At 64.8% G+C, this 16594-nt stretch carries 15 protein-coding genes; 5 read left to right on the plus strand and 10 right to left on the minus strand.

Annotation, left to right across the window (positions count from 1 at the left end; all coding sequences use genetic code 11):
- The 6 genes from ACYQ01_RS18325 to cutA all read right to left on the minus strand — a co-directional run bounded on the left by ACYQ01_RS18325 (position 1) and on the right by cutA (position 5390).
- Positions 1 to 486, minus strand: a complete 486-nt coding sequence (locus ACYQ01_RS18325; protein WP_459935261.1) for a bifunctional nuclease family protein — start codon at positions 484 to 486, stop codon at positions 1 to 3.
- A complete protein-coding gene (miaB, locus tag ACYQ01_RS18330; RefSeq protein WP_459935262.1) occupies positions 483 to 1811 on the minus strand; it encodes a tRNA (N6-isopentenyl adenosine(37)-C2)-methylthiotransferase MiaB in 1329 nt (442 codons plus the stop codon). The genes ACYQ01_RS18325 and miaB overlap by 4 nt, the downstream gene beginning before the upstream one ends.
- A 125-nt stretch (positions 1812 to 1936) precedes the next feature.
- The gene (locus tag ACYQ01_RS18335) at positions 1937 to 2608 is read right to left on the minus strand and encodes an adenylyl-sulfate kinase (RefSeq protein ID WP_459935263.1); all 672 of its coding nucleotides are present in this window, start codon (positions 2606 to 2608) and stop codon (positions 1937 to 1939) included.
- Positions 2608 to 3735: a phosphotransferase family protein gene (locus ACYQ01_RS18340; RefSeq protein ID WP_459935264.1), complete on the minus strand. Its 1128-nt coding sequence runs from the start codon at positions 3733 to 3735 to the stop codon at positions 2608 to 2610. Before ACYQ01_RS18340 ends, ACYQ01_RS18335 begins: the two co-directional genes overlap by 1 nt.
- 386 nt (positions 3736 to 4121) lie before the next feature.
- On the minus strand, positions 4122 to 5057 hold the full coding sequence (locus ACYQ01_RS18345) for a carbohydrate kinase family protein (protein ID WP_459935265.1): 936 nt from the start codon (positions 5055 to 5057) through the stop codon (positions 4122 to 4124).
- Between the two features lie 9 nt (positions 5058 to 5066).
- A complete protein-coding gene (gene cutA / locus ACYQ01_RS18350; RefSeq protein WP_459935266.1) occupies positions 5067 to 5390 on the minus strand; it encodes a divalent-cation tolerance protein CutA in 324 nt (107 codons plus the stop codon).
- A gap of 143 nt (positions 5391 to 5533) precedes the next feature.
- Here cutA and ACYQ01_RS18355 point away from each other — a divergent pair, with 143 nt between their 5' ends.
- The 3 genes from ACYQ01_RS18355 (at position 5534) to ACYQ01_RS18365 (ending at position 8634) form a co-directional block, all read left to right on the plus strand.
- Positions 5534 to 6181, plus strand: coding sequence for an endonuclease III domain-containing protein (locus ACYQ01_RS18355; RefSeq protein ID WP_459935267.1), 648 nt, complete (start codon positions 5534 to 5536; stop codon positions 6179 to 6181).
- The gene (locus ACYQ01_RS18360) at positions 6148 to 7248 is read left to right on the plus strand and encodes a murein hydrolase activator EnvC family protein (RefSeq protein ID WP_459935268.1); all 1101 of its coding nucleotides are present in this window, start codon (positions 6148 to 6150) and stop codon (positions 7246 to 7248) included. The genes ACYQ01_RS18355 and ACYQ01_RS18360 overlap by 34 nt, the downstream gene beginning before the upstream one ends.
- Positions 7249 to 7341: 93 nt before the next feature.
- Entirely contained in the window at positions 7342 to 8634 is a 1293-nt protein-coding gene (locus tag ACYQ01_RS18365) for a S41 family peptidase (RefSeq protein ID WP_459935269.1), read from the plus strand.
- A gap of 509 nt (positions 8635 to 9143) precedes the next feature.
- Here ACYQ01_RS18365 and ACYQ01_RS18370 read toward each other — a convergent pair.
- On the minus strand, positions 9144 to 10304 hold the full coding sequence (locus tag ACYQ01_RS18370) for a glycosyltransferase (RefSeq protein WP_459935270.1): 1161 nt from the start codon (positions 10302 to 10304) through the stop codon (positions 9144 to 9146).
- Position 10305: 1 nt separating this feature from the next.
- Complete coding sequence (locus ACYQ01_RS18375) at positions 10306 to 11331, minus strand: polysaccharide deacetylase family protein (protein WP_459935271.1); 1026 nt, start codon at positions 11329 to 11331, stop codon at positions 10306 to 10308.
- A 399-nt stretch (positions 11332 to 11730) separates the two neighbouring features.
- Between ACYQ01_RS18375 and ACYQ01_RS18380 the strand changes: the two genes are divergently transcribed.
- Entirely contained in the window at positions 11731 to 12186 is a 456-nt protein-coding gene (locus tag ACYQ01_RS18380) for a hypothetical protein (RefSeq protein ID WP_459935272.1), read from the plus strand.
- Between the two features lie 4 nt (positions 12187 to 12190).
- On the opposite strand, the gene ACYQ01_RS18385 is transcribed toward ACYQ01_RS18380, so the two are convergent.
- Together ACYQ01_RS18385 and ACYQ01_RS18390 are read right to left on the minus strand one after the other, a co-directional pair.
- Positions 12191 to 14167, minus strand: a complete 1977-nt coding sequence (locus ACYQ01_RS18385) for an O-antigen ligase family protein (RefSeq protein WP_459935273.1) — start codon at positions 14165 to 14167, stop codon at positions 12191 to 12193.
- Positions 14168 to 14172: 5 nt separating this feature from the next.
- Positions 14173 to 15177: a glycosyltransferase gene (locus tag ACYQ01_RS18390; protein WP_459935274.1), complete on the minus strand. Its 1005-nt coding sequence runs from the start codon at positions 15175 to 15177 to the stop codon at positions 14173 to 14175.
- Positions 15178 to 15247: 70 nt separating this feature from the next.
- Here ACYQ01_RS18390 and ACYQ01_RS18395 point away from each other — a divergent pair, with 70 nt between their 5' ends.
- Positions 15248 to 16585 (plus strand): ATP-dependent 6-phosphofructokinase, encoded by a 1338-nt coding sequence (locus ACYQ01_RS18395; protein ID WP_459935275.1) that lies wholly within the window; start codon positions 15248 to 15250, stop codon positions 16583 to 16585.
- Positions 16586 to 16594 lie beyond the last annotated feature (9 nt).

A 16594-nucleotide genomic window follows, 5' to 3' on the forward strand; every position in this document is an offset into this window, starting at 1 on the left:
TCACATCTTGTATTTGGAATCGTCTGGGTTCAAATTATCCAAAATATCCGACCACTTTTCGCCGTCTCCTTCGGTAAAGACCGGCTTGGCCTTCTGGGCGGCGGCCCCGGACAGCACTTTGGAGTCCACAAAGACCGGAGCCTCGGCCCGAAGCGCCAAAGCCACGGCGTCGGAGGGGCGGGCGTCGATGTCGATGATCTTGCCGTCCTGTTCGAGCACGACGCGGGCGTAGAAGGTGTTGTCGCGCAGGTCCACCACTTCCGCCCGACGCACCTGGGCCCCGAGCATGGTGAGGGAAGAAAGCAGCAGGTCGTGGGTCATGGGCCGGGGCAGCCGAACGCCGTTCAGGGTGAGCGAAATGGCCATGGCCTCCATGGCCCCAATCCAGATGGGCAAGGTGACCTTGTCCTCCTGGTCCTTGAGGATCAGCACCGGGGCCTGGCTCTCTTCGTCCAGGGCCAGCCCGTAGACCTTCATTTCGATCATGGCAGAGCCTCCCCCCACAACGAATGCTTCTTCGCCTGGAGTACGCACACCGAAACCATATCGCCGGGACTGTACGTCCCCTCGGCGGCGAAATTCACCACCCTTCCAGCCTCGTCTCTGCCGCGCCAGGCGGCGAGCCCGGTGGCCACGCATGTTCCCGGCCCCTCCACCAAGACCCTGGATGTCCGGCCTTCCCGACTTTTCAGAGCCGCTCTCTGTTGGGCGTTTTGCAAGGCGATAAGCTCGGAAAGGCGCCATGATTTGATCTCCTGAGGAACTTTCGGCGTGAACTTGGCCGCGGCCACGCCCGGACGGTCGTTGTACATAAAGGAAAAACACCCCTCGAACCCCACCTGGCGCACCAGATCGAGCGTGGCTCGAAAATCGGCCTCGGTCTCGCCGGGAAAGCCCACGATAAGGTCCGTGGTCAAGGCGATATCCGGCCTGGCGCGTTTGAGGGACTCAACCAGGGAAAGGTAGCGGGCCGTGTCGTACTTGCGGCCCATGCGGGCGAGCACCGCGTCCGAGCCGGACTGCACGGGCAGATGCAGGCTGGGGCAGAGGTTTTCCAGATCCGCGAAGGCAGCCACCACCGCGGGGTCCAGGTCCTTGGGATGCGAGGTGGTGAAACGCAACCGGGCCACGCCGGGAACGGCCGCCACCCGACGCAGCAGTTCGGGAAAGCTCACCCCGTCGCCGCCGGCGTCCAGGCCGTAGCTGTTCACGTTCTGGCCGAGCAGGGTGATTTCCTTGACGCCGCGCTCGACCAGGGCGCGGCACTCGGCCAAAATCGCCCCGCTGGCCCGCGATTTCTGACGGCCGCGCACGTAGGGAACGATGCAGTAGGCGCAGAAGTTGTCGCACCCCTGCATGATGTTGACAAAGGCCTGCGGCGAAACCTGGCCCTCGGGCAGGGCCGGATCGCGCTCGGCGTAGCTTTCGGTGAAGTCGAGAAGCGAGAGTCTGAGGCGGGGTTCGCGGGCCAGACGGTCCAGGGCGGACGGGGCCTGGGCCACGCCGTCGGCGCCGTAGACCAGGCGTACGAAGGGAAAACGGTCCCACAGTCCCTCGCCCACCTGCTGCGCCACGCAGCCGCCCACGGCGCAGAACATTTCCGGCTCGCGGGCAAGATGACGGGCCAGGCGGCCGAGTTGGCTGTACACCTTCTGTTCGGGCTTGTCGCGCACCGAACAGGTGTTCAAAATATACACCCGGGCCTCGGATTCGTCCGCTTCGCTCCAGCCCAGCCCGGTCAGGGACCGGGCGAGCCAATCCGAGTCGGCCGCGTTCATCTGGCAGCCGAAGGTGAAAATGTGAAACTTCATCCCGCCTGACTAGCCCATTTGCCAGACGCGGTAAAGGCGAGCCCCGAGCCGGCCTTCGCGCCCGCCCCGTCAGGGGGCAAATCCCCGCTGGCCGCGTTGCTCCCGCAGGGCCTCCCCCAGGCCCGCTACACCCACCAGCCGGCCAGCCGCTCCAGCACCCGGTCGCACATGGCCGCAACGCTCATGCTCCCGGCGTCGAGCGTGAGTTCGGCCCGGGGGTCCTCCTCGAACGGCACGTCCACGCCCACCACCTGGCCCAGCCCCTCGAACTGCTCGCCGGTCATCTTGCGCCGTATCGCCTTGGCGTAGAGCCCGGCCATGACCACCCCCTGGGGCCTGGACGATTCACGTTCCATGGCCGTGCGCACCGGGCAGCGCAGGTGGACTTCGAAAAACCGCTCCAGCATCCCGCGGGCCAAGGCGCGCATGGCCAGCTTGGGCGCGCTGGCGTCCATGAGCACGAGCTTGCCCAGACGCGCCCATTCGACGGCCTCGCGCACGAAAAGCCCGTAGGCCCGATCGCGCTCGGCCTCGTCGTAGGTGGGATGGGGGCAATAGGCGTGACGTCTGGCGTCCATCTCCAGAAGCATAAGGTCCACGCCCCGCTTGCGCAGCGCCTCGGCCACGCAGCGGGCCAGAGTGGACTTGCCGGAGCCCGGCAGGCCGGTGAACCACACCGCGCCGCCGCGTCCGGCCGGCTCGGGTCCGTCGCCGGTCCCGGCAAGGGACGCCCCCGGGGTCTTTCGCTCCGCATCCGCATCGGGCTCGACCGAACGGGCCGCTTCCTCTCCGGCCATCACTCCTCCAGGTACTTGTTGATGCCTTCCCAGTCGAAGCGATCGTCTTCGAGCACCCGGTGCAAAAAGCGAAAAAGCCCGCGCCGCACCGGTTCGGGATGGCTCGGATACCACTGGGGCGAGGCGATGACCAACCCCCGGAACACGTAAAACGGCGCGATGACCTCCAAAATCTCCTGGTCGCCGGTGCGGTCCAGGTAACGCTGCCAGAAACGGCGGTACATGGTCTCGAAATCGCCCTGGAGCCTTGGGGTCCCGGTCTGGCCGTACAGGCCGAAGAGCACGTAGTTGAGGGTCATGGTGGCCACGTCGTCAGCGGGTTCGCCGAACTCGCCCCGGCTGCGGTCGAGCACGCTGAAGTCCAAGGCGTCTCCCTCCTGACGCACCAGGGTGTTCCAGGGATGAAAATCCCCGTGCACCGGACACAGGCGATGGGTGTAGCGTCTGAGCTTCCAACGCCAATCGATGATGCGCTTTTCAAGCTGGACGAACCGTTCCGGTCCGAACAGCTCGTAGGGATAGGGATACGAATCCACCAGCCCGAAAATGCACTCCGAAGCCCCGATGAGGTCGCGCACCCGGCGCAGGTAGAGGTCGGGATTGTCCACCCGTTCGGCATGGACCTCGGCCAGCCAGTCGGCCAGGCTCTCGACCAGGTCCAGGTCGGACGCGCCCGCCCCCTGCCTGGTGATGCGCTCCAGATCCACGTAATAGTCGTGTCCCGGCGCCAACTCGCTCAGGATGAAAAATTCCTTGGGGTCCATCACGGCCACCATGGCGTCGCGCCGGTCGAAGTAGCCCAGTCCCAGAGCCTTCACATGCCGGGGAAGACGATTCGACGCGTCGTTCTGGAACATGAGGATGGCGGCCCGGTCCCAGTAGAACTGGTGGCCGTACTTGTCCCCGCGCATGATGGAAAGCACCGCCTGGCCGGGCTGGCCGCCCACCCGGTACTCGATGCGCAAAGGCTTTCCGTAACCGAAATCCTTCATGCCCTGCTCGCCTGGCTTGCCGATCTCGCCCAGCCAGGTGAGCCTGGCCGTGGGACCGAAACGCTGCCGCAAATAGCTCTCCACCATATTGGCGTTGATGCGTAGCGGAGTTTTTTCCTCGGTGCCGGTCCGCATTGCCTGGAACCTCCTGCTGACGTTGGAAGACGAAGCGAAAGAGTAACACGAAAGAGCGAAGCGGAAACGCCCGACCATATCCAAACGCTTTTCCGCTCGCACCCGCCGGCCTGTTGAAAAATCCTGACTGGCCGCGTTGCTGCGAAAAGCTCTCCCCCCCCAACGGATGCCAACTACCCTTCGGGCTTGACTGTTTCTCGCGCCCTGCCAGCACGTTTTTTGAACAGGCTGCAAGAATCGACTTTTGGGGCGGGCTGCTCCCCCAACTCGTTCCCCCGACCAAACCCAAAAGGAAGTTTTTGGGGGGAGGGGGGGGCCGGGGGGGAAACCCCCTTTTGTTCACCAAAGGGGGTTTCCCCCGGTCTTCTCCGGGCTTTTTCCCGCCCCTATTCCATGGGGCCGAAATTCTTTTCGTAGCGGGCCTGGAACTCTTCGCGGGTGAAGGTATGCTCCTGGGTGCCGTGTTGCTCCACGCAGTAGGCGGCGGCCACCGCTCCCATGCGGGCGGCGGTGGGCAGCGGACGTCCTTCGGCCAGGCCCTTGAGCAGTCCGGCCCGGTAGGCGTCGCCGGCGCCGGTGGGGTCTTTCACGTCATCGGCCTTGGCCGCCGGGATAACGGTGTCCTGGCCGTTCGCGCAGACCACCGAGCCGTCGCCGCCCAGGGTGGTGACGAGGGTCCCCACCCGGTGTTTGACGGCCTCGCGGGAGAGTCCGGTGGCGTTCATGATGAGTTCGAGCTCGTAGTCGTTGGTGATGAGGTAGCTGGAACCGGTGAGCATCTCGGCCAGGTCGTCGCCCGAAAAGGCGGTGATGTTCTGGCCCGGATCGAAGAAAAAGGGAATGCCCAAGGCCTTGTAGCGGGCCGGATAAAATTTCATGTCTTCGAGGCAGCCGGGGGCCACAATGGCCAGGGTGTCGGCCGGATCGAAGGCCTCCACCGAAAAGCCGGACGGATATTTCATGGCCCCAGGGTTGAAGCCGGTGATCTGGTTGTCGGTCATGTCGGTGGTGATGTAGGCCCCGGCCGTAAACTCGTCGGGAATGCGGCGGATACCTTCCATCGAGAGGCCGAGTTTCGTCATCCAGGAGGCGTAGGGTTCGAAATCCCTGCCGCCCTGGGCGATGACGGTGGGCTTTTCGCCCAGAAGCGACAACGTGTAGGCGATGTTGCCCGCCGTGCCGCCGAATTTTTCCGTCAGCCCGTCCACCAGGAAGCAGACGTTCAGGATGTGGATCTTCTCGGGCAAAATGTGATCGGCGAATTTGCCGGGAAAGGTCATGATCCGATCGTAGGCGACGGACCCGGAAATGAGGATGCGCATCCGCTCTCCTTAGCTTTGGGGTCTGGTCTCGGCGGCGATCCAGGCCAGAAAGTCCAGGTTGCCGCCCGCCAGCGGCAACGCCACCACGCACGGCGTTTCGTAGCCGTGAAGCTGCTTGATTCGGGCCGTGACCGCATCGACCAGGTTCTTGCGGGTCTTGGCGATGAGCACGGCTTCGTCGTCTTCGCAGAGTTCGCCCTTCCACCAATAGAAGGAGTGCATGCCGTCCAGCACGTTGGCGCAGGCCGCGAGCCGCTCCTCGACGATGGTCCGTCCGATGCGCAGGGCTTCGGCCCGGTCCTTGGTGGTGACGTAAAGAAAGACCAAGTCCACGCACGCGTCTCCTTGCCGACGGAATGGGGAAACTCACACGCGCCGCCCGGGCGCGCCTGGGCCTGCATACACCAGGGGCCACGCCTTGCAAAGCGCGCGGGGCCGGACTTGCCGCGGGGACCGCTTGGAGCTATGAGCCGGGCATGAATCGTCGCGCCACGCTGCTGGATATGTACCACGCCATGCTCCAGGCGAACGGCCCGCGCGGCTGGTGGCCGGCCAAGACCCCCTTCGAAGTGATGGTGGGGGCGGTGCTCACCCAGAATACGGCCTGGAAGGGAGTGGTCAAGGCGATGGACAACCTTGCATCCGAAGGCCTGCTGCGACCGCAGGCCCTGGCCGCCCTGACCGAGGACGAGCTTGCCGAACGCATTCGCCCGGCCGGATATTTCCGGGTCAAGGCCAAACGGCTCCGCGCCCTGCTCGGCTATCTGGAGTCGGCCTGCGACTTCGACCTGGACGCCCTGGCCGGGCGCGACACCCGGGCGCTGCGGGAGGAGCTGCTCGCGGTGAAAGGCGTGGGGCCGGAAACCGCCGACTCCATTCTGCTCTATGCCCTGAACAGGCCGAGTTTCGTGGCGGACGCCTACACCCGGCGCATCCTGTCCCGACACGGCCTTCTGCCCGAAGACGCCTCCTACGACGAATTGCGCGACTACTTCCAGGACGTGCTCGAACCCGACGTGGCCCTGTACAACGATTTCCACGCCCAGATCGTGGGCGTGGGGCACCATTTCTGCAAAGCCCGCACCCCCCTATGCGACCCCTGCCCCTTGCGTCCCTGGCTTTAACGCTCCTGCTGGCCTGGGTTCAGCCCGCGCCGGCCCTGGCGCAAGGCGGACCGGCCTACCCCGTTCTGGACCGCAAGCCGCCTCCGGCCCAGACCGAGCCCAGGCTCACGGCCAGGGAGCGCGCCGCCTTTCCGGCCCTGGCCGCCCAGGAGGACGCCCTGCGCGCCCTGGCCGGCCGCTTTCAGGAACAATCCACCCGGCTCGCGGCCCTGCGCGCCGAGTCCGACCGGCTGCTGGCCGAACGCGCCGCCGTGGAAATGGAGACCCTGGCCCTGGCCGCCAAGCTTAAGGCCATGCTGCCCGAACTCTGGGCCCTGAACCTCGGCGTGGTCTCCAGCATGGACCACACCGCCACGCCCTGGGACGAATCCGACCGGCGCCTGCACTGGCTGGGCGCGGCCTATGCCCGAGGACGCGAGGAACTGGGCGCGTTGCGGGAGAAGTCCGCCGTGCTCGCGGCCAACGTGGCCCGGCAGGAACGGCTGCGCGCCGAGACGTCGACCCAGCGCGACAAGGTGGAAAAGCTCAAGGACGCCCTGGCCGGAGCGACCTTGCGCCTGCTGCACGACGTGTCCGCCTTGCGCCAGGAGCAACGTCCCCCCGGAAGAGAACTCGACCGCATCATGGAAACGCTCGCCAGGTTCGATTTCAGCCCCCCCCTGTGCGAAAAACGGCCCCTGAACCAGTCCAAGGGGGCCCTGCCCTGGCCGGCCGACGGACGCCAAGGCCAGGCCTTCGCGCCGGAGGCCAATCCCCCCCGCCAGGGCGTGGAACTGGCCACGGTCCACGACGCGCCGGTCAAGGCCGTGTTCTGGGGCAAGGTGGTTTTCGCCGACACGGTGCGGCCGTTGGGCAAGGTGGTGATCGTCAGCCACGGCCAGCAGGCCTTCACGGTCTACGCCCATCTGTCGCGGATCGCGGTGCGCCCCGGCCAGGACGTGAACCAGGGCGACGTCCTGGGGCAGGCCGGATGGCTGCCGTCGGTCTTTGGCCCGGGCTTTTCTTTTGAATTGCGTTTTCGTGAGAAACCCATTAACCCCGGCGGATGGCTGACCGCCAGCGGATAATGTGATCGTCGGGTCGTTCTTCGGCCATCCCGCGACGTACGGCCCACGCTTTTCGGTCAGGCTCGCCCTGCCCAACCTACTCCTGGAGGCGTCATGAATCTTCGTCCGCGCAAGGCGGTATTGGCCGCCGTCCTCGCCGCACTTCTTTTTACCGCCGTGCTGGCGTTCGCCCAACAGGAAGACCGCTTCACCCCTCTCAAACGCTTCAGCAGGGTCATCGAACTGGTCGAATCCAATTACGTCAAGAAAGTCACCCTGCAGCAGCTCATCGACGGGGCCATCGTGGGCATGCTGCAACAGCTCGATCCGCATTCGAGCTTTCTCACCAAGGAAGACTTCAAGGAAATGCAGGTCAGCACCTCCGGCGAGTTCTCGGGCATCGGCATCGAGATCAGCGTGGAGAACGGCCGCATCGTGGTCATTTCCCCCATTGACGACACCCCGGCCGACAAGGCCGGCATGCGCGCCGGCGACACGATCCTGGAAATCGAGGGACAGTCCACGCAGGACATGACCCTGCTCGACGCCGTGAACCGCATTCGTGGTCCCAAGGGCAAGCCCGTCACCCTGACCATCGTGCACAAGGGCAGCCAGAAGCCCGAAAAGCTCAAGATCGTGCGCGACACCATTCCCATCGTGTCGGTGAAGAGCTCCGAACTCGAAAACGGCTACCTGCTCGTGCGCCTGTCGCGCTTCAACGAAAACACCACCAGCGAATTGCGCGACGCCGTGAACGCCTACCTGCAGGGCGGAACGCCCCTCAAGGGCATCATTCTCGACCTGCGCAACAACCCCGGTGGCCTGCTCGACCAGGCGGTGAGCGTTTCCGACTTCTTCCTGAAAAAGGGACGCATCGTCACCATCAAGGGCAAGCGCGAAGACCAGCGCAAGGACTTCGACTCCAAGAAGGACGGCATGGAGCCCAACGTTCCCGTGGTGGTGCTCATCAACGCCGGATCGGCCTCGGCTTCCGAAATCGTGGCCGGCGCGTTGCAGGACAACAAGCGCGCCCTGCTGGTGGGCGACAAGACCTTCGGCAAGGGCTCGGTGCAGACCATCATTCCCCTGAACGACGGTTCGGGCATCAAGCTGACCACCGCCCTGTACTATACGCCCAGCGGCCGCTCCATTCAGGCCGAGGGCATCGAACCGGACTTCAAGGTCCCCCTGCAGGACGGCGACAAGGAAAAGGACACCTTCGCCCAGGGACACCAGTTCCGCGAACGCGATCTCTCGCGCCACCTGGACAACCTGAGCCGCAAAAAGAAGGCCAAGGCCGACGAAGACGCCAAGACCAAGGTGAAGGAACTGCTCGACCGGGACAACCAGCTCAAGCTGGCTCTGGAACTGGTCAAGGTGGCTCCCATGCCCGACGCGTCGCTCTAGACGCCCCGGATCCGTAAAACATAAAGTCCCCGGACGGCTCGGCCGTCCGGGGACTTTTTTACGCTCCAGCAGAACGCCCCGCTCGGGGCAACCGCCAGGACAAGCGGGCACGAGCCGAATAGGGACGCCGCCTTTTCAGACCGGACGACGCCGGCCGCAGGCCCTACGGTCCGCTTCCAAACAGGACAAAAAAAGCCAGGGGGATAATTCCCCCTGGCTCAGACTGCTTTCGAAACGAAGGGAAGGATTCGCTGGCGCTTGTGCCGGATTGCCCGGCATGCTCCCCTACCTTCAGGTGTGGCTCTTTTTTGTGCGCTTTCGCGAATCTTTCCCTTGTAGCGCCTCAATGCGCTGGGTATGGGATTCGATTTTTATTTCCCTCACCCCTCCGTTGAGGTTCCTCATCCTTGCACTTCAAATATAAGCACGGTGCTGGCGTTGTCCAGGGCGACGCCGGATACTTTGCCAAATTTTCTCGCCCGCGACCGTGGCGCGAAGCGGACCGCGCCCTAAAAACCGCAATGCTTGAGCATTGCGGCCAGCACCGTGTTCGCGTCGAAGTATTCTTCGGCAATGCGGCGGGCGGCGCGGCGGTGCTTTTCGTAATCGGCCAGCACCCGTTCGATGGCCGCCTTGGCGTTGTCCACCCCGTCGAAAGTGACAAGCCCCTCGCCCACGGGCAGGTGGGTGCCGAACCCCGTATCCTCCACGATCACCGGGCGGCCGCTGGCCAGATAGGTGGCCGAGCGGTCGGAAAACCACCCGCTCTTGAGATGGATGTTTTGTTCCTTGGCCACGGAGAACTCGCCGAGGGAATTCTGTATATAGTCGTGATACCTGAATATATCCCCAGAAACTTCCAGGGCGTCGCGTGTTTTCCAGCCGTGCGCGGCAAACCGGACGGCGTCTTCCTTCAGGCCGCCCATGGTCAGATCCAGCGTCACGCCCGGCAGCATGGACGGCAGGTCGATGATCCTTTCGTACTTTTCGCACTTGCGCCAGGACAGCTTTTTGCCGTCCAGGACGATGTCGCGCCCCTGGGAATCCCAGGACCCGATGGTGGTGAAGGCCGTACCGGGCGTATCCAGCACCGGCCAGCGGTCGAGCACCACGGGCACGCGGGTGGGAATGTACTCGATGCCGGACAGGGGCACTCCGGTCGATCCGGTGGGAATGTTCCAGCCGAAGGTGAAGATCATGTCGTGGGAAAGGAAGTAGTCCTTGGTCCAGTCGTCATTGGCGATCTTGTTCTGGATGAAGATGGGATCGGTGTCGATGATGGCCCGGACCTTGGCCTTGAGAAAGCGCTCGTTCAGGGGGATGACGCCGGAGATGTTCAAGAACAGGTCGGCTTCTTCGCAGAAACGGTCCAGGTCGGCTTCCTGGACGCCGTAGCGCGTGTTCTCGAACTGGGAATTGTACGACCACCGGCCGCCGAGTCCGCAACTGGCGAGGGCCGCCTCCAGCACGGTTCGTCCGTGCCGGGAGTCCGGGGATTCGTACCCCTTGTAGGGATCGAACGGGACGGCCCAATCCGAGGAGTCCTCCACAAAGAGCACGTCGTGGCCCAACCGACTGAGCCCCTGCAGAAAGTGCATGATCAGCCACACCTGTCCGCCCAGGGGAAAGCCGACAAGGTAGCCCCCCACCACGATCTTGAGCTTGCGCATCTTAAGACCTTTTCGTTTGAGAGGAGTCGCCCGTCAGCTTGCGCATGATTTTCGCGCCCTCCTCAATGGTGACGACCGGAATGCCTTCGGTTTCGACAAACTTCGTCACGGCGTCGAGTTTGTCGGCGCTGTACGGCTCCCAGCCCACCGAGCTGCCCACCCCGTGGAAGCAAAAGACCACCCAGCCCCCGAAATCCAGGGCGTTTTCCTTTATCAGGCGCGTCACATGGGCGACCGAATCGCGCTCATGCATCATGAAACGCCGGATGGCGTAGGGGTCGAAGGATTCCGGGCGGTTGTCGGTATCCATGCCGGTCACGGCCTGGGAGTAGTAGCTTTTGCTGGTTTCCTTCATGTCGTTTGGCCAGTAATTGTACGGGGCCACGAACGTATTGATGGAAAATCCCAGATCCTTGAGTTTCTGTTTGGAAACGTCCATCTCGCGTTGATACGACCCGGCCCGTATGTTCAAGTTCTCCGGAGTGGCCACGCGCTTGGGATTGACATGGAGTTCCGCTATGGGCCGGTCGTAGAAATACGCCCCCTTCTTCTTGTGCAACTCCGCCAGGTTTTCGACCTCCACCAGGGGGTCGCCGTCCTGATAGATGCCGGCGATGAGATCGTAATCGTATTGGGTCTGAAACGTCTCGCCGGTCTGGTCGTCGGCGGTCCACCCGACGATGGGTTCCTGATTGTAATAGTGGGGGATGCTGATGGGACGCGTGTGCGTCAGGCTGTGGGAGGCGATCTCCCAGCCGGCGCGGACCATGTCGTTGAGTTGGGGCACGGAAAGATAATCGTCGTTGTCCGTCATTTGCACGCGACTGGCGATAATGGCCGCGGTGGCTTTCAGCCGGCGTTTCTTGAAGATGGGCAGGGCGTGCTCATGCACGCTGGCCAACCCATCGTCGAAGGTGAATGTCACCATGCCCTTTTTCAAGGGGTCGGCCGCCCACAACTCGCGCCCGGGACAGCAGCACAGGGCCGCCGTCCCGGCCAGCATGCGAAAAAACGTTCTTCTTTGCATAATCGAGTCTCCTTGACCACGGGGCGACGTCTCGCGACGAAACCCCATCCCGGATCGGTCGCGGCCCACGGGGCGCCGCAATCAGCACGCTCCATTCAAAAGGCTTTTCCTGGCGGCGCCCTCGGACGGCGCGGGGCACGTTCCAACCCCGCTTCGGCGCGACGCGCGAAAGCCTATTGCAAATTTTGGTCCAGAATTATGGAAGATGAATCAAACAGCTTACAGGAAGATAGTCATTCACCCGCCTTTCGTAAGTGCCATTTTTGGTAGTTACACTCTCCGGCGTGATGCCGCAACGCGATTATGACCCGCCCTCCCCGGGGGCGAACGCGCCCTTTGACCTGGGACGCATTCATGCTAGGACGCCCGGAACAGCCAAGGATTCCAAAGGAGATGCCCATGCGCCCCGCCGCGTTCGTCTGCGTCTTGGCCGTCTTGGCAGTCTTGTCGCCTTGCCAGGCCTTTTGCCAGGCCAAACACTTTTTCAACTCGCAGGAGCATTTTCAGGAGATTTCCACCCGGGCCGTGGCGCTCATCCAGGGGCTCAACAGTCCTGGAGAAGTCTCCTTTCTCAACTATTATTCCTCATGCGGGCTGGTCTACTCGGCCAAGGCCTACGGACTGGGCCAACTGGCCGTCCTGGTGGAAAACATGCGCCTGCCCGAGGACAAGGCCCTGGCCGTGCAGCAGTTTCTCGACTCCGCCAGCTACGCGACCGGCAGCATCGGCGAAGACCTGCGCGTTCTGGAAAAAATGAACACCCAGAACCTCTCGCCCGCGGTCCTCAACCTGGGCACGCGCCTCATCAACGAGTTGCGCGTGTTTCAACACAACGCCCAGGCCTTTCCCCCCTGAGGATTCAGGGCAGGCCAGGCCCGGCGATCCACGCCCCCAAACACCGGGGGTCCTTGATTCCGGCCGCCGCGGGACAGAACAGACGCGAAACCCGCACCCACACCGGCCTTCCGGGCCTGGCCCGGTCCGCGTCCACCACCAACCGCGCGACATGCCCGGAGTGGGCGTCGAACCGGACCGAAGCCAGCGGACCGTCCTGGTCGAGGAGTTCCACCGTGACCGGGCGTTTTCCCATGTCCGGGTGGGGGCACCCCACCGTGAAGACCCACGGTCCCTGCCCACGCGGGGTGAAACGCGAAGCCCCCAAGCTCCACCGCGCGGGCAGGCCCTCCAGAACTTCCGGGGCCGAAAAGCCCGCCAGTTCGGCCGCCCGGCCGGGCCTGGCGTCCAGACGGTGGGCGGCTACCAGGTTCCAGACCAGGGCCGCCAGCACGACCGCCGCCACGCCCCGAACGCCCCAGACGGCGCGCTTCGGCGAGGCCCAGCCGCCGAGTGTGTCCTCCAGGCCAAGGGCATGGGCCAGCAGCAAAAACGTGAGCAGCCACACCGTCGGCACATAGGTCATCTCTTGAAACAGGCCGAAGGCGTGAAAGGCCGTCAACGCGACCAGCACGCCCAGGCTCAAGGCGTCGGCCCGCCGGCGATGGCAGGCCGCCTCCAGGGCGTACGCGCGCCAGGCCAGGGCCAGCCAGAGGGCCAGGGCCACGAGTCCGCCTCCCGCGAAAATCTGGATGAAGTAGTTGTGCGTGGCCTCGAACACTTCGGCTTTCGGGTCCATGCCCCTGGCCAACAGGCTTCCCGGATCGGCCATGAGCCGCCGGTAACGCCAGGCGTAGGTCTCGTAGCCCAGCCCGAAGGTCGGGGATTCGGCCCCGATGAGCAGGCCGGACTTGAACACCTGGGGCCTGGGACTTTCGGTGAAACGCTCCACGCGCTGGGCGATCATGGTGGCCAAGGGAAAGTTGAGCAGCGACACCTTGGAGACGGCCAAAACCCCGTACAAGCCCAGCGTCAGGACCAGCACCGCGCCGGCTCCCCAGGCCGCTCCCCTGACCAGGCGCCCCCGGCCCACCGCGAAAAGGTCGAAGCGGGCCGCCCAGAACACGGCCGAGGCCACGCCCAGACAGGCGAACACCACCCAGGCCGCCCTGGCCATGGAAAGCACCATGGCCACGAGGCAGGCGGCCCCGGCCAGACAGAGGCCCATCTTGGCGAGCATCCGCCCCCGCCCCAGCCCGTAGAGAAAGGGAAAGGCCATGCACACGTACTCGGCGAACCACCCCGGATTGAGAAACAGCGAGGACAGCCTGTCGTTCAAGGCGAAGGCCTTGCCCCGGGCCAGGAAGTACTCGGCCAGCCCGAAGGCCACGGCCGCCGCCAGTCCGGCCGCCACGCCGTCGAACAGGGGCTTGAAGGTTCGATCGGACTCCTGCTTGGAGAGTTCCCAGGCCAGCAGGGCGAAGAGCGGGAGCCTGACCAGGGACGACAGGGCGTAGTACGGGCTGTCGGCCACGGAAAAAGCGAACATGCGGGCGAAACCGACCGGACCGACCACCCGAAGATCCCGGACGAATTCGCTCCAGGGCAAAAACGCGACGCCGGCGGCCAAAACGGCCACAAAACCCGCGAACAGCAGCCGGGCCGGACCGTTCCCGGCCTGGCGGGCCTGCCTGGCGTTCACCGCCAGGCAGGCCAGAACCAGCCAGGCGACCAGAAAGCTCGCCGCCTGGGACGGCATGGAATAGGACTGGTAGCCAAAAAAAGGGAGCGCGGCCCCGAAACAGGCCAGCATATGGGCTCTGGCCCGTGCGACCGCGACAAACAGCGCGGCCAGAAGCGGCGCGCACGCGGCGAGTATCCATCCCCGCGGGGAGGCGTCCACCAGGGCCACGCCGCTCGGCAGGGCGGCGGTCAAGGCGAAGGCGCCCGCCGCCGCCGACCAGGCGACGCGGGATGCCGCAAGGGGGCGGGAACGTTCCACGGGCCTCACTGGCCGCCCGACCCGCTCTGGAACCAGGGCAGCTCCAACAGGGCCCGGCGGTGGGACGCAAGGTCATAGGACGCGGCCGTGGCCTGCCCGGCGGCAAGGGTGTCGTGGAGAAGCACGCCGGCGTTGTGCCACAGGGCAAGGGCGTTTTCCAGGGCGAAAACGCAGCCCATGACATCGGCGTCGGCCACGTAAAAGCCGTTGCCGGCCCACTCCACGGGACGCAGGGCACACGCGGGACGATAGTCTTCGGGACGCACTTGGCGCATGTAATCGAATCCGCCCAATCCCGCGAAGCCCACGGGCACGGCCCCGCTGGCCATGGCTTCGAGGGGCGGCAGGGGACAGCCTTCGGGGTAGCCCGTGGCCAGAAACACGTGGCTTTCACGCAGAACCGCGGCCACGCCCGCACGGTCCAGCCCGGCGATTTCCGCCCACCGAACCGCGAAACGCCCCCGGGCTTCGAACACGGCCCGAATCTGCTCGGCCAGGGCCCGGTTCTTGCGCGGCATGTAGGCCACGGTCAGGGCGTCCGGCTTGGACCGGGGCGGGGTGAAGACCTCCAGGTCGATGCCCGGACGAAGCACCGGCGGCCGGCGGCCCAGGCTGTGCTCCACGAACCAGGCCACCGGATCGGAAACGGCCAGAAACTCCACGGGCAAATCCCGCCAGCGCGCTCCCGGGGGCAGCCCGGAAAACAGGTAGGCCCAATTCTGCACGTACACCAGGCACTCGGCCCCCGCCCGCAATCCCGGGACCAGGGCGTTCGTCCACCCTTCCGGAACAATCCACAGGTCTTGGGCGGTAAGGTCCAGACGGACGAAATCCACTGTGGGGGCCAATTCTCCCTGGGGAGTCCACACCGCGGGTTCGCGCAAGACGGCGAAGGCCGGCAGGCCGGCCCGGTGCAGCAGGCGGGCCATGTCCCAAAGAACGGCCACGCCGCCCGTGGGCTTGCGCACCGGAGGAATAAAGAGAAATGTCCTGCGTGTCGTCGCGGGCATCTTGTCACGCCGCTCGCCTGAGGCTAGGTAGGGGTTGAACCGAAAACATCCCCCCCTTTCGGAGGCTTCCATGCACGAAAACGAACTTCCCGACCAGGGGCTTGCGCACCTTAGCCCCGAACAGACCCGGGTGCCAAGTCTGGGCGAGCCGAAAATCCCCAACCCCCGCCGGGGGTCGATGTTCGTGACCGAAGAGCAGCGGGTGCTCATCAATATCGTGAGCGGCTCTCTCAACGGCCACGCGGCCCAGGCCCAGGTGAGCCTGGAACAAGCCGGACCACGCGAGCGCATCTATTTCGATCCGCCCAAGACCAAGTGCGCCGTGGTCACCTGCGGGGGACTCTGCCCGGGCATAAACGACGTGATTCGCTCCATCGTCATGGAGGCCCATCACGGCTACGGCGTTTCCAAGATCCTGGGCATCCGCTACGGCCTGGCCGGTTTCCTGCCCAAAACCAACCCCAACGTGGTGGAGCTGACCCCGGAATTCGTCTCCCCCATCCATGAGTTCGGCGGCTCGGTCATCGGCTCCTCCCGGGGTCCCCAGCCCGTTGAGGACGTGGTGGATTCCCTCGAACGGCTCAACGTCGGCATGCTCTTCGTGGTGGGCGGCGTGGGCAGCATGCGCGCCGCGCAGGCCATCTTCGCGCTCATCAGCGAACGGGACCTGAAGATCTCCGTGGTCTGCATTCCCAAGACCATCGACAACGACATCCATTTCGTGTCGCGCACCTTCGGCTTCGGCACCGCCGTGGAAAAGGCCATCGAGGCCATCCGCTGCGCCCACGTGGAATCCCTGGGCGCGCCCTACGGCATCGGTCTGGTCAAGGTCATGGGCCGCGAGTCGGGTTTCATCGCGGCCGAGGCGACCCTGGGCATCAAGGAGGTCAACTTCGTCCTGGTGCCGGAGCAGCATTTCGACCTGCAGGGTCCAGGAGGATTTCTCGCCGCCCTGCACGAACGTCTCCACCGCCGGGGCCACGCCGTGGTCGTGGTGGCCGAAGGAGCCGGCCAGGAATACCTGCCCGAATCCCTGCGCACCGACGCCTCGGGAAACCGCTGGCTGGGCGACATTTGCGGGCTGCTCACGACCGAAATCAAGAGCTACTTCAAGGACAAGCTTCCCATCACCCTGAAGTTCATCGATCCCAGCTACATCATCCGCTCGGTGCCGGCCAGCGCGGCCGACCGGGTGAACTGCAACCGGTTGGGCTCCATGGCCGTGCACGCGGGCATGGCCGGCAAGTCCGGCATGATGGTGAGCCTGGTGCATGAAATGCCCGTCCACGTGCCGTTGCCCCTGGTGACCCACTCGCGCAAGCGCATGGCCGTGGACACCTCCTTCTGGCAGCAGGTGCAGGACGCCACGGGACAAGGCCCCCTGGTCAACCCGGCCCCGAAGAGCTGAGGAACCGTT

Source organism: Fundidesulfovibrio butyratiphilus, assembly GCF_054657235.1.